Raw genomic sequence first — 19,110 nt, 5'->3', positions numbered from 1 at the left:
ACGGCCCCGCGCTAGGCGGTAAAGCGGCAGTTTGTTACCATGAGGCAACCCGCCTTGCTGTGCGCATCCCCGAGGTTTTTCTTGTTGTTCCGTCGCCAACGTCTTCCTTCGATCCGGTCGAAGCTGTTCACGCTCATCCTTGCGTGCGCCCTGCCCATCCTGATTGGCTATATTGCGTTCGCGCGCGACGCCGGCCGGCGCGAGCGCGAGCACGTCGCGCAGGATGCGCAGACGGTCGCACAGGCGCTGGTGGCCGCGGTGGACCGCGAGCTCGCCAGCAGCGAGACGGCCGCGCGTGTGCTGGCCAATTCGTACCTGCTCTCGCACGGCCGGCTGGCCGAATTCCACGCCAACGCGCGCAACCTGTTGCGCCCCGAATTCCCGGCACACGCGTTTGCGCTGGCGGACGCCGAAGGACGCGAAATCCTCAACACGCGCTTTGCCTACGGCAGCAAAATTCCGCCGAGCGGCGCACGGGCCGAGGTCAAGCGCGTATTCGCCACCGGCGAATCGGTCGCAACCGGGTTGCGCACGCCGGGCCCGGACCCGACCCAGGTGCTGTCGATCATCGTGCCGGTCTGGCGCGAAGGCAAGGTGGTGTACGCGCTGTCGGTGCAGATGCGCCCGAAGCCGGTGGCCGACCTGCTGGCCAGCCAGCACCTGCCGGACCAGTGGATGGCCCAGGTGTTCGACAACCAGCAGCGGCTGGTGGCAAGCAACGCCGACCTGACCGCGACCCAGGGCACACCGCTGCCGGCCGCGGTGGCGCAGGCGCTGGCACGCCGCGACATCGGCATCGCACCGCTGGGCAAGGACGCGGACGCCGAATTCGCCGCGTTCGCCCGCTCGCGCGAGCACCGCTGGACGGTCGCAGTGACCGTGCCGCGCGACGCCGCGCCGCTGATGCTGGGGCACCCGCACGGCGCGATCCTGACCGGCGTGGCGGCGCTGCTGGCGGTGAGCCTGGGGCTGGCATGGCTGATTGGCGGCTCGATCGCGCGCTCGGTGCGTGCGCTGATCGGACCGGCGCAGGCGCTCGGGCGCGGCGAGGCGGTGGTGATCCCCAAGATGGCGATCGCCGAGGCCGACGCGGTGGCCGACGCGCTGCGCCAGGTGGACCGCAAGCTGGCGCGCTACCGGCGCGGGCTGGCGACGCTGGTCAACGAGCGCACCGCCGAACTGGAACGCTCCACCGCCCTGCTCGAAACCGTGTACGCGTCGGCGCCCGTAGGCCTGTGCTTCATGGACCGCGAGCTGCGCTTCGTGATGATCAACGACTACCTCGCCGCGATCAACGCGGTCCCCGCGTCCGAGCACATCGGCCGCACGCTGCCCGAGGTGCTGGGACCGGTCGGCGAACAGTTGGAGCTGGACTACCGGCGCGTGCTGGAGTCCGGCCGGCCGATGGTGGACCTGGAGAGCGTGGGCGGGGTGCCGGCGGCGCCCGGCGTGATGCGCCACTGGCTGGCCAGCTATTACCCGGTGTTCGGCCCGGACCGCGAAATCGTCGGCATCAACGCCGTGGTGCTGGACATCACCGAGCGCAAGCTGCAGGAGCAGCGCAACCGCGACAACGAAGAGCTGTTTCGCGCGCTGTACGAAGGCTCGGGCGACGCCCACACGCTGCTCGCCTACGGCGCGGGCTTCGTCAGCGCCAACCGCGCCGCCGCCGCCCTGTTCGGCTTCGACGAGATCGACGAACTGCTTGCGCTGTCGCCGGCGAGCGTGTCGCCGCAATGCCAGCCGGACGGCCGCCTTTCCGAGGAGCTGATGCGCCAGTACATGCGGCAGGTGATGGACACCGGCGGCGCGCATTTCGAGTGGCAGTACCGGCGGCGCGACGGCAGCACCTTCCACGCCGACGTGGTGCTCACCAGCGTGGACATCGGCGGCAAGGGCATGATGCAGGGGACGATGCGCGACATCAGCTCGCGCGTGGCGGCCGAGACGGCGCTGCGCGCCACCAGCGAACGGCTGGCGCGCAACGAGCGCTTCATCCGCACCGTCACCGACCACCTGCCGGGCATGGTCGGCTACTGGGACGCGGACCTGCGCTGCCGGTTCGCCAACCGCCCCTATCTGCAATGGCTGGGACGCAGCGAAGAACAGGTGTTCGGCGAACGCGTCCAGGCCCTGATCGCGGTCGACCAGCTGGACCAGGTGAACGAGCATATCCATGCGGTGCTGGCGGGCCGGGCGCAAAGCTTCGAGCGCCAGCTGCATATGCGCTCGGGTGAACTGGTCCACGCGTGGGGCAACTACATTCCCGACTTCGACGAGCAAGGCACGGTGCGCGGCTTCTACGTGCTGTACACCGACGTGACCGAACTGAAGCGCACCCAGGGCCGGCTGGTGCAGGCGCTGCGCGAGGCCGAGCATGCCAGCAGCGCCAAGGGCCAGTTCCTGGCCAACATGAGCCATGAGATCCGCACCCCGATGAACGCGATCATGGGCCTGGCGCGCCTGCTGGAGGAAGCGCCGCTGGGCCGGCGCGAGCGCGGCTACGTCGAGCGCATGCAGCTGGCGGCCAAGTCGCTGCTGGGGATGCTGTCGGACGTGCTCGACTTTTCCAAGGTCGAAGCGGGCCAGCTGGTGCTGGAACGCCAGCCGTTCCTGCTGGACGACGTGCTGGCCACGGTGGCGGCGGTGGCCGCGTCCAACGCCTGGGCCAAGGGGGTCGAGCCGGTGTTCGACGTGGACGGCGCCGTGCCGCGCTCGCTGGTGGGCGACCAGGTGCGGCTGGGCCAGGTGCTGCTGAACCTGGCCGCCAACGCGATCAAGTTCACCGACAAGGGCGAGGTGGTGCTCGCGGTGCGCGCTGCCGGCTTTGACGCGGGCACGGTGCGGCTGGCGTTCTCGGTGCGCGACACCGGCATCGGCATCGCGCCCGACCAGCAGGAGCGCATGTTCGAGGCGTTCTCGCAGGCCGACAGCTCGATCAGCCGCAAGTACGGCGGCGCCGGCCTGGGCCTGGCGATCTGCCGTCGACTGGTGGAACTGATGGGCGGCCAGCTGCGCGTGGACAGCGCACCGGGCCTTGGCGCCACCTTCAGTTTCGAGCTTGCCTTCCCGCTCGCGCCCCACACGGCGGCGCTACCCTGCCCCGACGCCGCCCAGGCGGTGCTGGTGGCGGACGACAACCCGAGCGCGCTGGCGGCGCTGGCCGGCGCCTGCGAGGCGTTCGGCTGGCAGGTCGATCGCGCGGACGGCGGCGCCGCCGCGCTGGCCCTGCTGCGCGCCGGGCGCCGCTATGACCTGGCCTTCCTCGACAGCGCCATGCCCGACCTGGACGGCGCCAGCGTGCTGGCCTACGCCCGCTCGGACCAGTCGATCCGGCTGCCGCGCTGCGCGCTGGCGGCGGCCGACCCCGAGCGCGAGCGCCTGGCCGCGCTGGCGGACGACCTGCACGTGGACGCGCTGCTGGCCAAGCCGTTCACCCGGCGCGCGCTGCTCGAGACCGTGGCGGAGCTGTGCAGCGGCGCCGCGCCCGCCCCGGCGCGCCCGATCCCGCTCGCGGGACGCCTGGCCGGCCTGCGCGTGCTGCTGGTCGAGGACAACGTGATCAACCAGGAAGTGGCGAACTACGCATTGGTGCACGCCGGCGCCTCGGTGGACATCGCGGAAAACGGCCAGATGGCGCTGTCGATGCTGTCCGAGCGCAGCGTGCAGTACGATGCCGTGCTGATGGACCTGCAGATGCCGGTCATGAACGGCTACGACGCGACCGGCGCGATCCGCGCGATGGGGCTGGACCGGCTGCCGATCATCGCCATGACCGCCAACGCGATGGAAGAAGACCGCCGCCGCGCGCTGGCGGCGGGCATGGACGCCCACCTGGCCAAGCCGATCGAGGTGGACGTGCTGGTCGAAACGCTACTGGCGGTGGCCGGGCGCGCGGCCGGCGGCGCGGCGGACGCGGCGGCGCCAGCCGCCTGGCCTGCCCCGCCGAGCATCCCCGGCATCGACCTGAAGGCGACGCTGCCGCGCTTCGGCGGCGCGTTTGCCAACTTCGCGGCCGTGTTCCGCCGCTTCGAGAGCTCGCAGGGGCGCACCCTGGACGAGGTGCGCGAACTGCTGCGCAGCGGCGACCGCAAGGGAGCGCAGCAGCTGGCGCACCGCCTGCGCGGCGTGGCGGCCAACCTCGGCGCCAACGAGGTGGCGGCGCTGGCGCTCGACTTCGAACAGGCGCTGCGCAGCGCCGACGAGGCCGCGCTCGCACTGCGCCTGGCGCGCCTGGACGCCGCGCTGTCGGTCGTGCTGGACGCATCGCGCGAGATCGACGCCGCGGGCGCCGGCGCCGAGCCGGGTGTGCCGGCGGCCACGTGCGCCCAGCGCGAGGATTTGATCGGACTGCTCGATCTGCTACACAATAACAACCTGAAGGCGATGGCGCAGTTCGACGCGCTGCGTCCGGCGCTGGCGGGCCTGCTCGATGCCAAGTCCGGCGACGCGCTCGCCGACGCCATCGGCACCCTGCGTTTCGACGTCGCGGCGGCGCTGCTCCAGGATATATTGAACGGGAAGATACAAGCATGAGCTGGACCGATTTGGCCGTGAACGGGCGCATCCTGGTGGTGGACGACGCGATGGAAAACGTCCAGATCCTGTACGGCGCGCTGCAGGACGAGCACGAGGTGTTGTTCGCGCTGTCGGGCGACAAAGCGCTCGAGATTGCGCGCGCACAGCTTCCCGACCTGATCCTGCTCGATGCGATGATGCCCGGGAAGGATGGCTACGCCGTGTGCGCCGAGCTGCGCCAGGCGGCCGAGACGCGCGACATCCCGGTCATCTTCATCACCGCGCTCAAGAGCCCGGAGGACGAAACGCGGGCGCTGGCCGCCGGCGCGGCCGACTTCATCACCAAGCCGGTCAACGCGGCCGTGGTGCGCGCCCGCGTGCGGACCCAGCTCACCGTCAAGCGCCAGGCCGACGCGCTGCGCGCGCTGTCGCTGACCGACGGCCTGACCGGGGTGGCCAACCGCCGCGCGTTCGACGAGCGGCTGGACACCGAATGGCGGCGCTGCGCCCGCGCGCGCCAGCCGATGTCGCTGATCCTGGTGGATATCGACCATTTCAAGCTGTACAACGACCACTACGGCCACCAGGCCGGCGACGCGAGCCTGAAACTGGCCGCGAAGGCGATGCGTCTTGCGGCCGGCCGCCCGCAGGACCTGGTGGCGCGCTACGGCGGGGAAGAATTCGCGGTGCTGCTGCCACAGGTGAGCGCGCAGGGTGCGGAGCGGGTGGCGCTCAAGCTGCTGGCCGAACTGGAAGCGATGGCGATCCCGCACGAAGCCGCGCCCCCGCCGGGCCGCCTGACGGTAAGCATGGGCATCGCCAGCGTGGTGCCAGGCCAGCACAGCTCCGCGGTGGAACTGGTGCAGGCGGCCGACGCCGGGCTGTACGACGCCAAGGCGGCCGGCCGCAACTGCTACCGGACGGGCGCCGATTAAGCCGGGCGCCGCCCGAACATGCCCATGCCCTCGATGATGCAGACCTCCTCGCCGCGCTGGTTGGTGGCGACCCACTTCGACCAGACCACGCCGCGGTCCGGCCTGGAGTTCGACGGCTTGACCTTGACGGTCAGGTAGCGCACGGCCAGCGTGTCTCCCGCGCGCACCGGCTGGAGCCAGCGCACGCCGTCCAGTCCCGGCGAGCCCATGCTCGACGCGCTGCACATCAGCCCATCGACCACCATGCGCATCATCATGCTGCAGGTGTGCCAGCCGCTGGCGATCACGCCGCCGTAGATGGAGTGCGCGGCTGCCTCGCGGTCGATGTGGAAGGGCTGCGGATCGAATTCGCGCGCGAACGCGATGATCTCCTCTTCAGCCACGGTGCGCTTGCCCAGGTCGATCTCCTGGCCGGGATAAAAGTCCTCGAAATACCAGTGCTTGCTCATGCCGCGGCCCCTTGCGCAAAGCCGGGCTGCGCGATGAAGCGCGCCAGGTGGTGGTCGGTGTCGCCGAGCGTGAGCTCGATCATCGACAGCCGCTTGAAGTAGTGCGAGGCCGGCAGTTCGTCGGTCACGCCCATGCCGCCATGCAGTTGCACCGCCTGCTGGCCGACGAAGCGCGCAGCCTGCCCGATACGGTATTTGGCGGCGGAGACGGCGCGGCGGCGCTCGCCCGCGTCCGGCGCGTCCAGCTTGACGGCGGCCAGCAGCGCCATCGAGCGCGCCTGCTCCAGGTGGATGAACATGTCGGCCATGCGGTGCTGCAGCGCCTGGAATTTGCCGATCGGGACGCCGAACTGCTGGCGCGTCTTGAGGTAGTCAAGCGTGGCGTCGAACAGCGCTTCCATCGCGCCGAGCGCCTCGGCGCACAGCAGGCCGGCGCCGTAGTCGAGGGCCGCGTCGAGGATGTCCCAACCCTGGCCGGCAACGCCGATGAGCGAGGTTGCAGGCAGCCTCACCGCGCTAAAGCGCACGTCGGCAGCGCGCAGGCCGTCCAGCGTACGGTAGCCGCTGACCTGCACGCCCGCTGCATCGGCCGGCACCACGAACAGCGAAATGTCGTCGCGGTCGCGCTGCCCGCCGCCGGTGCGGGCGGAGACCACCAGCACCCCGGCGTGCGCGCCGTGGATGACCACCTTCTTTTCGCCATCGATCACGTAGCCGTCGCCCTCGCGCCTTGCGGTGGTCGCGATGTCGGCCATGTCGTGGCGCGACTGGCGCTCGCCAAGCGCGCAGGCCAGCTTCAGCTCGCCGGCGGCAATCCGCTCGAGCAGCGCCTCGTTTCCGCCGCCGAGCTTGAGGAACTGCGCGCCCAGCACGGTCGCGAAATACGGCTCCACCACCAGGCCGCGGCCAAGTTCGCGCATCACCACGAACATGTCCAGCGCATTGCCGTCAAAGCCGCCCTGCGCGGCCGGCACCGGCAGCGCCGTCATGCCCAGCTCGGCCAGGGTGCTCCACGCGGCGTCGGACGTGCCCTGCTCCGATTGCACGATTGCGCGGCGCGCCTCGAAGCCGTAGTCGCGTCCAATCCAGCGCTTGAGCGCGTCCGCAAACTGGAGCTGTTCTTCCTTGAAGTCGAAGTCCATGTTATTCCCTCACAGCCCCAGGATCATCTGGGAGATGATGTTGCGTTGAATCTCGTTGGAACCGCCGTAGATCGAGGTCTTGCGGTAATTGAAGTAATAGGACGCGAGCGGGGCAGCCTCGTCGTCGCCGGCCACGCTGTGCGCCGCCTCGCCTTCCAGATAGGCCGGATCGAACGGCAGCGCCATCGGCCCGGCCGCCTCGACCATCAACTCGGTCAGCATCTGCTGGATGTCGGTGCCGCGCACCTTGAGCACGGACGCCTCGGGGCCGGGCGCGCGGTCGGCCTTGGCGAGCACGCGCAGCACGGTCATCTCGAGCGCCATCAGCTCGATCTCGAGCGCGGCCAGCCTGGCGGCGAACAGCGGGTCTTCGATCAGCGGCCTGCCGTTCTTCTGTTCGCGCGCGGCCAGGCGCTTGAGGAAGGCCAGCTCGCGCTTGGAGCGGCCGACGGCGGCGATGCCGGTGCGCTCGTGCCCGAGCAGGTATTTGGCGTAGGTCCAGCCCTTGTTCTCCTGGCCGACCAGGTTGGCCACCGGGACGCGGACGTTGTCGAAGAAGACTTCGTTCACCTCGTGGTCTTCGTCGAGCATGATGATCGGGCGCACCGTGACACCGGGCGAGCGCATGTCGATCAGCAGGAACGAGATCCCCTCCTGCTTGCGCACATTGGGGTCGGTACGCACCAGGCAGAAAATCATGTCGGCGTGCTGGGCCAGCGTGGTCCAGGTCTTCTGGCCGTTGACGATGTAATGGTCGCCGTCGCGCACCGCGCTGGTCTTGAGCGAGGCAAGGTCGGAACCGGAGCCGGGCTCGGAATAGCCCTGGCACCACCAGTCCTCGCACGACAGGATGCGCGGCAGGTAGTAGTCCTTCTGCGCCTGCGAGCCGAACGCCATGATCACCGGCGCGACCATGTTCACGCCGAACGGCATCACCGGCGGGGTGCCGGCGGCGGCGCACTCCTCTTCAAAGATGTGGCGCTGCACCGGGGTCCAGCCCGGCCCGCCGTATTCGCGCGGCCAGCCCGGCGCGACCCATCCCTGCTTGTACAGGATCTTGTGCCAGCGGACGATGTCGTCCCGGGACAGACGCAAATGGCTGCGCACTTTGTGCTGCAGGTCGGCGGGAAGATGTTCAGCGAGGAAGGCGCGGACCTGGTCGCGAAACGCGCGGTCCTCTTCCGTGTAGTCCAGGTCCATGATGTCTCCTTGTTATCGCCGCCCCTAAAAAAGCACGGTCGTTCACAAGGGATTGTACCTGAAAATGATGCGCGGATATCAATCCGGCACAGGAATGGATGGGCGCGCGGGCGCCCATCCCTCCATCGTCAGCCGTTCAACGCTTGCGGCGGCGTGCCAGCCCGCCAGCGCCGAGCAGGCCCGCGAACACCAGCGCAATGCTGGACGGTTCCGGCACCTCGGCGACCTGGCCACCGTCGTCGCCCTGTGGGTTGCCGCCAAACGGAGGCGGCACGTCGGCGACCGGGGGAACCTGGGCCGGGACCGGCAGGGTCACGGTGATCCCGCCGCCGGCCAAGTGATCCACCGTTGCGCCAGGCGAGCCGCCAGTGGTGCCGCCGTTGCCGGCACCACCGCCCTGGCCGCCGCCACCTGCGCCTGCGCCTGCGCCCGAGCTTCCACCGCCGGCGCCCGCGCCACCACCACCGGCGCCGCCACCGGACGGTCCGCCGCCACCACCCGAGCTGACGGCCGCGCCACCACCGGCCTTGGCGTTACTGATGATCACGCCGTCGCTGGAGCCCACGACCGACACTCCCGGCCCGAGCATGGCGGCCAGGATGCCGTGTCCAGCGCCGACCAGGTACATGCCGTCAATGCCCTGCTGGTAGTAGAGCTTGGTCTGGCCGTCCGCACTTTGCCCGATGCTGGCGCTCGCCTTGCCGTACAGGACGTCCGCCAGGGTTGCCGTGCCCTGGCTGGCGCTCGCCTTTGAGGCGGCATCGTACGAGATGCCGCCGATCAGGCTGACATTGCCGGACAGGACGCCCGAGCTGAGGATGTTGGCGCCATTGGCACCGGTCCAGCTCGACAGGAAGCCGCCCTGCGCAGTCGAGCCCGCACTTCCTGTCGATGGGATGACGTCCGCGTGTGCGGCACACGCGCTTGCCGCCAACGCCGCCACGATGAACTGACGAATTAACATGATTGCTCCTTTAACTGTGCAAGTTTGTGTTTTTTACAACGGCAGATTGATCGTAGCACAGCTAAAAAAAAGGCAATTTTCAATTGGATGAGCTTGCCAGCACGGGCTCGGTATTTCCTGCCGGAAAAGAGGAGGCACGTTCCACCGGAAAGGATGATGGCGCATGAACAATTCAACGTATTTACAACACAAGACGAAAAGGTCGCTCGCGGTGCGCCTTGCGCGAACGTACAGGCAAAAAAAAGAAGGCTCCGAAGAGCCTTCCTGTTGCACCGTGCCGGCAGGCGGGACTGCGGCTTAGTTTCCGCTCACCCGGGTAGACGGCAGATACGGCATCGCGCGCGAGGCCATGCGGGTATCTGTCTTGAGCATGACCGACTCGTCGGCCAGGATGTGCGCGGCCTCCTGCAGCAGCACGTCCTTGGCGTTCTTGGCGGCCTTTTCGGCAGCCAGCTCGGCTTGCAGGTTGCGCTCGTCGGCCTGCAGACCGTCGTCCTGGCCGCGGCTGGCGATCATTGTCTTGGTCGGCTTGGACGGCAGCGGCGTCTTGCCGCTGTTGCGCGCTTCCTTGGCGGCCGGACTGGACTCATCGGCCGCCTTGCCGGCAAGGCGGGCTTCGCGCTGGCTCGCCTTGGCTTCCTGGGCGTCGCGTTCCTTGCGGCGCACCGCCTCGTTCAGCGAGATCAGGTTGTCCTTGCGCAGCTTGACGGCCTCGGCGATGTCTTCCTGCAGGTACACGAAGTCCTTGTCCTTGGCCACGCGCGCCTCGTGACGCTTTTGCAGCGGGGCCACGAGGTCCTTCAGGTCGCCTGCTGGCGCAAAGTTGGCCGGCTTGATCTGCACCCACGGCAGCGCGTTGTCGTAGGACGATTCGCCAAAATTGTCCACGTCCGCCGTCACCGGCAGCTTGATGTCCGGCGTTACGCCGCGCAGCTGGGTCGTGCCACCATTGATGCGGAAGAACTGGGCGATCGTCATTTTCAGCTCGCCGTAGTGCACCTTGTCGGTCGGTGCGAAGCGGTCGAGGTTGATCAGCGTTTGCACGGTGCCCTTGCCGAAGCTCGGCTCGCCGATGACGATGCCGCGGCCGTAGTCCTGGATGGCGGCGGCGAAGATTTCCGACGCCGAGGCCGAGCCGCGGTTGATCAGCACGCCCATCGGGCCGTCCCAGGCCAGGCCCGCGTTGGTGTCGCTCTCGACGTCAACGCGACCTTCTGCGGTGCGCTGCTGCACCACCGGGCCCTTGTCGATGAACAGGCCGGTGAGCTCCACCGCCTCGATCAGCGAACCGCCGCCGTTGTTGCGCAAGTCCACCAGCACGTTGTCCACTTTTTCCTTCTTGAACTCGGTAAGGATGCGCTGAACGTCGCGGGTGGCGCTCTTGAAGTCCTTGTCGCCGCGGCGGCGCGCCTCGAAGTCGAGGTAGAAGGTCGGCAGCGAGATCACGCCGATGCGGCGCTCCACGCCCCCTTCCTTGACCTTGATGACCGACTTCTTGGCCGATTGCTCTTCCATGTTGATCTTCTTGCGCACCAGCGAGACGGTCACGTGCTTGCCGTCCGGCCCGGCGTCGGCCGGGATCACGTCCAGCCGCACCAGCGAATCCTTTTCGCCGCGCACCAGTTGCACCACGTCGTCGATGCGCCAGCCGAGCACGTCGGTGAAGCCACCCTTTTCGCCCTGTGCCACGCCGACGATGCGGTCGCCCACCTTGAGCTTGCCCGAGATGGCAGCCGGGCCGCCCGGCACGATCTCGCGGATCACGGTGTAGTCGTCACGCGATTGCAGCACCGCGCCGATGCCTTCCAGCGACAGGCGCATGGCGATGTCGAAGTTCTCGGCCGAGCGCGGGCCCAGGTAGTTGGTGTGCGGCTCGATGGCGGTGGCGTACGCGTTCATGAACATCTGGAACACGTCTTCGCTGTTGAGCTTCTTGAGGCGGTTCTGGTAGTTCTCGTAGCGCTTGTCCAGCGTTTCGCGAATCGCCTTGTCGTCCTTGCCGGCCAGCTTCAGGCGCAGCCAGTCATTCTTGACCCGCTTGCGCCACAGGTCGCGCACCTCGTCCTCGCTCTTGGCCCAGGGGGCCTTTTCGCGGTCCAGCTGCATCGACTCGTCGGCGGTGAAGTCGAATTTGCCCTTGATGAGCTCGCGCGCGTAGGCCATGCGCTCGTTGAAGCGCTGCTGGTACACGTTGTAGATCTGGAACGGCAGCGTCAGGTTTTCGTTGTTGATCGCGTCGTCGAGCTTGGTGCGCATCGGCGCGAACTGGTTCAGGTCGGCTTGGGTGAAATACAGCCTGTCGCTGTCGAGCCACTTGAGGTAGTTGTCGAAGATCTTCTCCGACATTGCGTCGTCCAGCGGGAGCGCCTTGTAGTGGTAGCGCGCCATCACGCGCGAAGCCCAGAGCGCGGCCTGCGCCTGCTCGGCCGACGGCTTGAGCGGGGTGACGGCGACCTTCTCGGGCTGTGCCGTGACCACGTGGGCCGACATGGCGACTGCCAGTATTGCCGTCAACACATGCTTCTTCATTCTTGATCTCTCCGAGCGTAATTCGGTGGAAGTCGCCGGCCGAACCGGCGCTTGCGGCCAATTCTACAGGATAGCCGCGTGGCGCAGAGCCGGGTTGTGCGATTTCGTGCCCCGAGCTTAAGGCTCGCCTAAGCCGGCGCTTCAGGTTTTTACAATTTGAAACAGCGGCGCCCGATAATAGAAGAGCAACAGCCCGAGCAGCGGCAGCACCACCAGCCAGGGCCAGGAGCGCGCCGCCAGCCGCCAGTCGGTCGGCGATGGCCAGAACGACAGGAACTGGGGCGCCAGCAGCCAGGCCAGTGCCAGGTCGAGCGGCTGGAAGTGCCAGCCCGGCTCGGTGCGCCAGGCCGCGACCGCCAGCGGCACCAGCAGCACCAGGAGCGGCGCCAGCGCGCTCGGGGCGGCGTTGTACCAGCGCAGGTTGAGGAAGGTGACCGAGCCCAGCTCCCAGTTACGGCCGGCGCGGCGCGGGATCACCGTCAGGTTGGACGGCTCGGCGCCCACCAGCAGCCCCACGCCGAAGTGGGCCAGTTCGTGGCACAGGGTGCCGGCGGCGGTAAAGATGAAGAAAATCGGATGGGCGCTGGAGAAGATCCAGATCAGGAAGGCCAGCGCGGCCGAGGGCAGCAGGTACAGCAGCAGGTCGCCATGCGCACACAGCCACGCGGGCGCAAGCGCGCCGCAGCCGTGCGCGAGCCAGGCTGTCAAGTGTGCAGGCCCGTGTAGAAGCAGCGCCCGCAGGCCTGACGGTAACTTTCGTTGCCGCCGATGCTGACCTGCTCGCCTTCCTTGATGCGGCGCCCTTCGGCGTCCACGCGCACGTTCATGGTCGCCTTCTTGCCGCAGGTGCAGATGTTCTTGATTTCCTCGATGTCGTCGGCCAGCGCGAGCAGGTAGGCCGAACCGGGGAAGGGATCACCCCGAAAGTCGCTGCGCAGCCCGTAGCAGATGACCGGGATGCCGCGCACTTGCGCCACCTGGTGCAGTTGCTGGACCTGGACGGTGGACAGGAACTGGGCCTCATCCACCAGCACGCAGCCGACCTTGGGGGTAGCTTCCAGGAAGTTGGTGTTCGGGTCGAACACGTCCACCTGGCGCTGCGGCCCCAGGCGCGATGTGATCAGGCCGACGCCGTAACGGTCGTCGATTGCGGCGGTGTAGAGCTTGACCTGCTGTCCCTGCTCCTCGTAGTTGTGCGCCACCTGCAGCAAGGACGTGGATTTGCCCGCGTTCATTGCCGAATACCTGAAATAGAGTTTTGCCACTGCCCTGCTCCACGCCCCAATTGCAATGCGGGCGATTATAACAAGCAGAAATATTGCCGCGCCAGACGGGGCGAGGACCGGGCCGAGGCGTTCAGCAGCGCAACCGTCGCCGGGCCGCGAGGCCAAACAGCGGCAACGCGCACAGCAGCATCGCGGCCTGCGCCGGCTCGGGCACGGGCGCCGCCATGGCCAGCACCAGGTTATTGGCGGTGGGCCAGAACTGCTCGCCGGAACCGTTCTTGAGCGTCACGGACAACAAAGGCGCGCTCGACACGAAGCCAACGAAGCTGTCGGTGGTGGTGTCGGCGATGGTGTACTGGACGATGGCGCCGTCGTTGGCCACCAGCGTGACCGTGGTGTTGGGCGTGTACTTGCCCCACAGGTCGGTGCCGAAGAACTGGCCACCCAGTGCGTTGACGCCGGCCGAGAAATTGGAAAAAGTGATGGTGGCATCGGCCCAGTTGGTGGACAGCCACGGATCGCCCGCGGTGCCCGCGCCGTAGAGCACGCCGGCGCTGCCGATCGCGGAGTAGCTGTAGGCCCCGGCCTGCCGGTCCAGGTTGGTGTAGGCCTTGAGCGGCGCCAGGTCGTCGAAGGTGTCGGTGCCAGGATTGCTGACCGCCGCCAGGAAGGCCGCGCGGTCGGTGTAGGTGACAATGTCGGCCCGGGCCATGGCGGCACTGCCGAGCAGCAACGCCACGACCAGCGGCCGGGTGCACAAGACGCGTGAACGCATGATTTCTCCTTGTCTGCTGTTCCAAATGACAGCAGCTGCCGTCGAGTAGATAACAAACAAACAAGGAGTGCGACCGGAATACTCCGGTTCTGCCGACACCTTGCGCTGAATAAAACGGACGGCAGAAAAAACGGAGCGACAGCGCGGGTCAGGCGCCCGGGTGGTACTTGCGTTCGAGATTTTTCTCGATGTCTTCCTTGTAGAACAGCACGTCCTTGAACTGGCCGCGGCTGTACATCTCGCCCTGGTCATTGAAGTGCGGCGACTTGGGATCGCCGCTCTCGCCGCCCGCCAGCACGCTCTTGGCATGCACGCGCGGGCCGAATTCCACCACCGCGACGAAGCTGTTGCCACGGTCGCCGTAGATGCGCCTGGTGTCCTGCTTGGCGGTCATGCCGAACGAGGCCAGCGAACCCCAGGTGGCCGACGTGAACGGCACCGGGATGCTCGGCTTGCTGTCGTCGTAGCGCTGGTCCACGTCGCCCGACAGGCGCTGGAAGCGGTTGATCTCGCCCCACGGGGTCTGCCAGCTGCCGAAGTCCGCGGCCAGCTTGTCGGAGGCGCGCACCAGCGCGTCCAGGCGCTCGTCGGCGTTCAAGCTGGTCTGGATGAAGTCCACCACCGGCACGTTCTGCGCGCGCGAACGGGGCGCCGCGTGCTTCACCATGTCCTGGCCCCAGTACACGGCCAGCGCGGTCGGCACCGATTGCGCCGACCAGCGCAGGTCCCAGCCGCGCAGCGCATCGATTTGCGCTGCCAGCTTCGCCTTGCGCGCGTCGCTCGCGGGCAGCGCCTCGTAGTCCTTCAGCACGGCTGGCACCAGCGGCTCGAACGCCGGCAGGTAGCTGTCGTAGGCTTTGGCGATCAGGCCGTCGAGGGTCAGGTCCTTCGCATCCCGCAGCACGCGCACCGCGTGGATGCCTCGTGCGTTTTCCGGCAGCGACCACATGTAGGCCGGGTAGTCCTTCTCGCGCGGGCTGTTGGCGCCGGCAGCGGTGAACGGCCAGTTATTGGTGTTCATGACGTATCCGCTCTGCGGATTGAACAGGTTGATGGTCTCCTTCACCTCGTGCAGGCCATGCCATTCGGTGGCGGCGGTGCTGCCGTCGACAGGCTTGGTCCAGTCGAACTTCGGATCGCGCCGGGGCACGAAGTTACCGTGGAAGTAGGCGATGTTGCCGTCCCCGTCCGCGTAAACAGTATTGTTCGACGAGTTGGTCCGCAGCTGCATGACCTTGTAGAACGCGTTGTAGTCCTTGGCCTTGGTGCGCAGGTAGGACTGCTCGAGCGCCTTCATCGGCTCGAACATCATGCGCACCGCGACCCACTTGCCGTCCTGCGCGCGCACCACCGGGCCGTGGTGCGTGAAGTAGGCCGTGACGGTTTTGCTGGCCGTGCCGCCGCTGGCGGTCTTGTACGGCAGCGTGACCGGCACCGCCTTCATCGGGCGCAGCTTGCCGTCGTATTGATAGAACATCTTGCCGTCTTTTTCGACGATCGTTTCAAGGTATTCGTCGATCACGTCGCCGCCGCCAGAGGTGTGCATCCAGCCGGCCTTGTCGTTGAAGCCCTGGTAGACGAAGAACTGGCCCCAGGTGACCGCGCCGTATGCGTTCAGGCCATCTTCGCTCACCACGTGAATCTCGGGCCGGAAGTAGAACGAGGTGTGCGGGTTGATCAGCAGGAGCGCGTGGCCGCTCGCCGACAGCTTTGGCGCAATGGCAAACCCGTTGGAGCCCTTCGGCTCCTCGTCGAAGCCCTTGTCCAGGCTGGCCAGCGTCACGTCCTTGCGCTTGCCGTACAGGCTTTCGAGCTGCTTGAGGTCGATCGATTCGACGTCGCCACCGATGCTGCCTTCGCTGAAAGCCAGCGCCATCCACGGCTCAAAGCGGGTCAGCAGCTTGGGCTTCACGTCCGGGTGCGAGTACAGGTAGAAGTTCAGGCCGTCCGCAAAGCCGTTCATCAGCTTCTTCAGCCATTCGGGGCTTTGCGCATAGCGCGCCTTCAGGTCGGCGGGCGAGATGTACATCTTCATGCGCAGGTCGCTCCAGATCGCCTTTTCGCCTTCCACCTCCGCCATGCGCCCGAGTGCGTTGACGTAATTGAGCTCGACCCGGTTGAAGTCGTCCTCCGCCTGCGCGTACAGCATGCCGAACACGGCGTCCGCATCGGTCTTGCCGAAGATGTGCGGGATACCCCACTTGTCGCGCATGATCGTCACGCGGCCCGCAGTCTTCTTCCAGCGCGCGATCTCGGCGGCGCTGTACGGCGACTTGCTGGCGACGACGGCAGGCGCGGTGTCGGCAGCGAAGGACAGCGGCGCCGCGCCGAGCGCGGCGCAACCGGCGATGGCGGTAGCGATGAGGCGGGAGGTGAGCATGGAGTGTCCCTTTCGTTGGTGTTGTTATGCGCTCTCGCCGCCCAGTGCGGCCAGTCGCTGCTTGAGTACTTCGTTCTCGGTCAGCAGGGTCGCCACGCGGTCCTTGAGCGCGGCGATCTCGGCGCGCATGCGCGCGGCCGTATCGACCGGCTCGCCGTCGTCGCCTTCCTTGCGCGGCCGGCTGGCGGCACGCTGCTCGCGCACCTGGCGCGCCGCTTCCTGCAATTGCTTGCGACCGCCGGCAGCAGCTGCCACCTGTGCCGGTTCCGGCAGCTGAGCGACGGTAGCCGCCGCGTTGATCGAGATGTCGCCCCTGCGGATCGCCTCGACCAGCTGCGGCGCGGCCATTTTCTCGATGCGTTCAATCTGGCTGATGGTGTTGGGCGAGACCCGTGCGGCGCGCGCGATGTCCTCGCGCGTGTTCCATGGCGGCGAGGTGTCTTCCTGTTCGGCGCCCTCGCTTTCCGGCGGCGACTCGGACGCGCGCTGGGCTTTGCGGGCAGCGACGATCTGCTTCTTGCGGATCGCCAGCAGGCCGCGCTGGAAGTCGGACACGCTGCGCCGCGCGAGGTGGTTATCGATCATCCACAGCTTCACGTCGTCGATGGAGCCGAAGCTGTCGTTCTGGACGGTCCTGAAGGGGATGCCGTGCTTCTGGCAGATGGCGTAGCGATTGTGGCCATCGATGAGCACATCGTTCCACAGCACGAGCGCGTCGCGACAGCCCTCGGCCAGCAGGCTCTTTTCCAACGCGGCGTATTCGATTTCGGTCAGCGGGTCGACGAAGGAACGCAGTTCGTTATGTATGGCGATGTTCAATTCTTGTCCTGGGCAGAGCGTCGCGCCCACGCTCGGGCGCCGCTCAGCATGCTACACCAATCGACGGCCGAGCCAAAGGCCGTGTTGACTGCTTGACCATCTTCGCCTACGCTGCGCTTTTTTGTAATGACGCCACCATGCCATCGATATCCCACCCCACGAGCGCACCGTCGTCAATACGGCTGCTCGCCGTCTTCGCTGTCCTGTTCATCGCCTACCAGTTGCCCGAGGGGCTGGGCGCGCGCATCCTGCACAGCATGCCGGTCGCGGCCACGCTGATGCTGCTGTTCCTGCCCGTCGCATGGCTGTGCGGGCGGGCGCTGGGGTGGCGCGGGCTGGATGCGTGGTACATGCAGCGCTCGACCGGCTGGGCGATGCTGCTGGCGGCGTGCTTTGCGCTGGCGGTGCTGGCCAAGTTGGGTGCACTCGCGGCGGGCAGCGCGCTGGGGGTGTACGAGGTGCGGTTCGCCACAGACAAGGATGGGCAGGCGTGGCTGCTGGCTGCGCTCGGCATGCTGCCGTTCACCTTCGTTCCTTCGGTTGCGGAGGATATCGTCACCCGCGGCTTCCTCATGCGCGCGCTGCCCTCGCTTGGACAGCGCCCCGAGTTCATCGCTGCCTCGGCGCTGGTGTACGTGCTGAATCATATTTACCGGCTGTCGAACGGGCCGGTCGAATGGCTGATGCTATTCTGCTTTGGGCTGGCGTATGCGGCGGCGCTCTACTACAGCAGGAGCCTGTGGCCCGCGATCGGGCTGCACTGGGGCTGGAACTTTGCCGGACAGTTCATGGACCAGGTGGGCTCAGTCGACGGTAACGGCAACGGTCCGTTCGTCTCCATGGCGGCGCACCTGATGATGCTGGCCGCTGTGGTGCTGGTGGCGCGCATGGTTGGGCAGCCGGCGGTGCGCCGGCAAGCATTGGGGAGCTAACGATGGAAATGAAGCGGATCAATGCAGGCAAGCTGCGGGCCATCGGCTACGACAGGCGCGAGCGCGTCCTGCGCGTGGAGCTCGACGACGGGACCGCGATCGACTATTCCGGCGTCGGGGAAGAGGTGTGGCGCAAGCTGTCCACTTCGGGCGCGGCGTGGAGCTACTACCGGGACAATATCGAGGAAGAGTACGCTGGGCGGCGCAGCAACGTGCGGCCGAAGGGCAACCTGGACGCGCTCAACGATCTTTTCAAGACGCCGGGCGACGGCAACGACGGCAGCCACTAGTGCAGGACGTCGCACGACCTCGGTCAACCGACCAAATCCTTGAGGTCACGGACTGACAATTGCCAGGAATCCGACAAGTTACCTTTCTTATGGGCCGCCAGCATTCTTTCCACGTCCTTCTTTGATACCTGTACTCGACCGACGTGGCTCAGCGCCGCGACGAGCGCACTCGGTTCTGCCATGCCGTTTTGGACGAACAACTCCCTCGCCAGCAACAGTTCATCATGTTTTCCGATGCGCGTCTGAACGGCTCGGACATCGATCGCCTGGGCAATTTTGATGGCGAGGTGGTGCACCCTGGCGAGTTCTTCGTTCGTCAAGTCAAGCCCACCGCGCGCAGTCGGAAACCGCTGGGGCCACGCTTTTGACAGTTCCTCCGTCACCTGGCGCGACGTGTGAACGATGCTGTTTCGTACGAGCGACCACTTGGTCCACTCGTCGATCTCGCTCGATAAGGCGCCGGACACACCCGCTTTGCAAAGGGTGTCGAGCCTGGAGATCATTTCTTTGTGCGTTTTGTTACGCAGATATTTGTCCGTCATTTGGGCGGCAAGCCAACGACGCATGTCGGTAGTGCCAACCACGAGGCAAAGCTGCCGGGCCTGGAATGGGACGTCGGAGTCTGCAAGGAGCGAAGGGTTCAGGTACAGCACCCTTTCCAGCAACTCAGCAAGAAAGCATTCGAAAGTGGTGACGAAGCTCACCAAGGTATTTTCGAGCAAGTGCGACCGAACCGCATTCTGCTCCGAGACGAACTCGTCGGGAGTGATATTAATTGCTCGAAACGGATAGCGATTATCGCCAGGCGATGAGGCAAGCCGCAGCGCGCCATGCGATTGCAGCCAGCGCTCGGCATATTCCAGTGACGCCAAGATATGCCAAAACGAGCGAATCTCGCGTTCCAGCAGGACCTTGAACTTCAAGAAGGCGATACTTTTGCTCATGACGAAC

The 19,110-nt window shown here is 66.8% G+C and carries 15 protein-coding genes; 4 read left to right on the top strand and 11 right to left on the bottom strand.

The window, feature by feature from the left end; all coding sequences use genetic code 11:
- Positions 1-84 precede the first annotated feature (84 nt).
- Entirely contained in the window at positions 85-4,536 is a 4,452-nt protein-coding gene (locus NX773_RS15855) for a PAS domain-containing protein (protein WP_258857290.1), read from the top strand.
- Positions 4,533-5,453: a diguanylate cyclase domain-containing protein gene (locus tag NX773_RS15850; protein ID WP_258857289.1), complete on the top strand. Its 921-nt coding sequence runs from the start codon at positions 4,533-4,535 to the stop codon at positions 5,451-5,453. The genes NX773_RS15855 and NX773_RS15850 overlap by 4 nt, the downstream gene beginning before the upstream one ends.
- Here NX773_RS15850 and NX773_RS15845 read toward each other — a convergent pair.
- From NX773_RS15845 to NX773_RS15800, 10 genes are all read right to left on the bottom strand, one after another.
- A complete protein-coding gene (locus NX773_RS15845) occupies positions 5,450-5,902 on the bottom strand; it encodes a MaoC family dehydratase (RefSeq protein ID WP_258857288.1) in 453 nt (150 codons plus the stop codon). The genes NX773_RS15850 and NX773_RS15845 overlap by 4 nt on opposite strands.
- Complete coding sequence (locus NX773_RS15840; protein WP_258857287.1) at positions 5,899-7,044, bottom strand: acyl-CoA dehydrogenase family protein; 1,146 nt, start codon at positions 7,042-7,044, stop codon at positions 5,899-5,901. The genes NX773_RS15845 and NX773_RS15840 overlap by 4 nt, the downstream gene beginning before the upstream one ends.
- A gap of 9 nt (positions 7,045-7,053) precedes the next feature.
- The gene (locus NX773_RS15835; protein WP_258857286.1) at positions 7,054-8,244 is read right to left on the bottom strand and encodes an acyl-CoA dehydrogenase family protein; all 1,191 of its coding nucleotides are present in this window, start codon (positions 8,242-8,244) and stop codon (positions 7,054-7,056) included.
- A 136-nt stretch (positions 8,245-8,380) separates the two neighbouring features.
- Positions 8,381-9,208: a PEP-CTERM sorting domain-containing protein gene (locus NX773_RS15830; RefSeq protein ID WP_258857285.1), complete on the bottom strand. Its 828-nt coding sequence runs from the start codon at positions 9,206-9,208 to the stop codon at positions 8,381-8,383.
- Positions 9,209-9,505: 297 nt separating this feature from the next.
- The gene (locus tag NX773_RS15825) at positions 9,506-11,737 is read right to left on the bottom strand and encodes a carboxy terminal-processing peptidase (protein WP_258857284.1); all 2,232 of its coding nucleotides are present in this window, start codon (positions 11,735-11,737) and stop codon (positions 9,506-9,508) included.
- A 141-nt stretch (positions 11,738-11,878) separates the two neighbouring features.
- Entirely contained in the window at positions 11,879-12,445 is a 567-nt protein-coding gene (locus tag NX773_RS15820; protein ID WP_258857283.1) for a M35 family metalloendopeptidase, read from the bottom strand.
- Positions 12,442-13,002 (bottom strand): thymidine kinase, encoded by a 561-nt coding sequence (locus NX773_RS15815; RefSeq protein ID WP_258857282.1) that lies wholly within the window; start codon positions 13,000-13,002, stop codon positions 12,442-12,444. The genes NX773_RS15820 and NX773_RS15815 overlap by 4 nt, the downstream gene beginning before the upstream one ends.
- 91 nt (positions 13,003-13,093) lie before the next feature.
- Positions 13,094-13,738, bottom strand: coding sequence for a PEP-CTERM sorting domain-containing protein (locus NX773_RS15810; RefSeq protein ID WP_258857281.1), 645 nt, complete (start codon positions 13,736-13,738; stop codon positions 13,094-13,096).
- A 148-nt stretch (positions 13,739-13,886) separates the two neighbouring features.
- On the bottom strand, positions 13,887-16,118 hold the full coding sequence (locus NX773_RS15805) for an acylase (RefSeq protein ID WP_258857280.1): 2,232 nt from the start codon (positions 16,116-16,118) through the stop codon (positions 13,887-13,889).
- A gap of 24 nt (positions 16,119-16,142) precedes the next feature.
- Positions 16,143-16,937, bottom strand: a complete 795-nt coding sequence (locus NX773_RS15800) for a hypothetical protein (protein WP_258857279.1) — start codon at positions 16,935-16,937, stop codon at positions 16,143-16,145.
- Positions 16,938-17,074: 137 nt separating this feature from the next.
- Between NX773_RS15800 and NX773_RS15795 the strand changes: the two genes are divergently transcribed.
- A complete protein-coding gene (locus tag NX773_RS15795; protein ID WP_258857278.1) occupies positions 17,075-17,869 on the top strand; it encodes a CPBP family intramembrane glutamic endopeptidase in 795 nt (264 codons plus the stop codon).
- A gap of 2 nt (positions 17,870-17,871) precedes the next feature.
- Positions 17,872-18,159: a KTSC domain-containing protein gene (locus tag NX773_RS15790; protein ID WP_258857277.1), complete on the top strand. Its 288-nt coding sequence runs from the start codon at positions 17,872-17,874 to the stop codon at positions 18,157-18,159.
- 23 nt (positions 18,160-18,182) lie between these two features.
- Here NX773_RS15790 and NX773_RS15785 read toward each other — a convergent pair whose 3' ends face one another.
- Positions 18,183-19,103, bottom strand: a complete 921-nt coding sequence (locus NX773_RS15785) for a hypothetical protein (RefSeq protein ID WP_258857276.1) — start codon at positions 19,101-19,103, stop codon at positions 18,183-18,185.
- Between the last annotated feature and the right edge of the window lie 7 nt (positions 19,104-19,110).

The organism is Massilia solisilvae (assembly GCF_024753215.1).
Lineage (GTDB): Bacteria > Pseudomonadota > Gammaproteobacteria > Burkholderiales > Burkholderiaceae_D > Telluria > Telluria solisilvae.
The sequence above is the reverse complement of the archived record's forward strand: the minus strand, read 5'-3'. Positions and strand labels throughout refer to the sequence as shown.

What these genes read in the sequence shown, in the direction of transcription:
- NX773_RS15830 (WP_258857285.1), bottom strand. Translation starts at nt 9,208, where the DNA reads ATGTTAATTCGTCAGTTCATCGTGGCGGCGTTGGCGGCAAGCGCGTGT.
- NX773_RS15810 (WP_258857281.1), bottom strand. Translation starts at nt 13,738, where the DNA reads ATGCGTTCACGCGTCTTGTGCACCCGGCCGCTGGTCGTGGCGTTGCTG.
- NX773_RS15840 (WP_258857287.1), bottom strand. Translation starts at nt 7,044, where the DNA reads ATGGACTTCGACTTCAAGGAAGAACAGCTCCAGTTTGCGGACGCGCTC.
- NX773_RS15825 (WP_258857284.1), bottom strand. Translation starts at nt 11,737, where the DNA reads ATGAAGAAGCATGTGTTGACGGCAATACTGGCAGTCGCCATGTCGGCC.
- NX773_RS15795 (WP_258857278.1), top strand. Translation starts at nt 17,075, where the DNA reads ATGCCATCGATATCCCACCCCACGAGCGCACCGTCGTCAATACGGCTG.
- NX773_RS15845 (WP_258857288.1), bottom strand. Translation starts at nt 5,902, where the DNA reads ATGAGCAAGCACTGGTATTTCGAGGACTTTTATCCCGGCCAGGAGATC.
- NX773_RS15850 (WP_258857289.1), top strand. Translation starts at nt 4,533, where the DNA reads ATGAGCTGGACCGATTTGGCCGTGAACGGGCGCATCCTGGTGGTGGAC.
- NX773_RS15790 (WP_258857277.1), top strand. Translation starts at nt 17,872, where the DNA reads ATGGAAATGAAGCGGATCAATGCAGGCAAGCTGCGGGCCATCGGCTAC.
- NX773_RS15805 (WP_258857280.1), bottom strand. Translation starts at nt 16,118, where the DNA reads ATGCTCACCTCCCGCCTCATCGCTACCGCCATCGCCGGTTGCGCCGCG.
- NX773_RS15785 (WP_258857276.1), bottom strand. Translation starts at nt 19,103, where the DNA reads ATGAGCAAAAGTATCGCCTTCTTGAAGTTCAAGGTCCTGCTGGAACGC.
- NX773_RS15835 (WP_258857286.1), bottom strand. Translation starts at nt 8,244, where the DNA reads ATGGACCTGGACTACACGGAAGAGGACCGCGCGTTTCGCGACCAGGTC.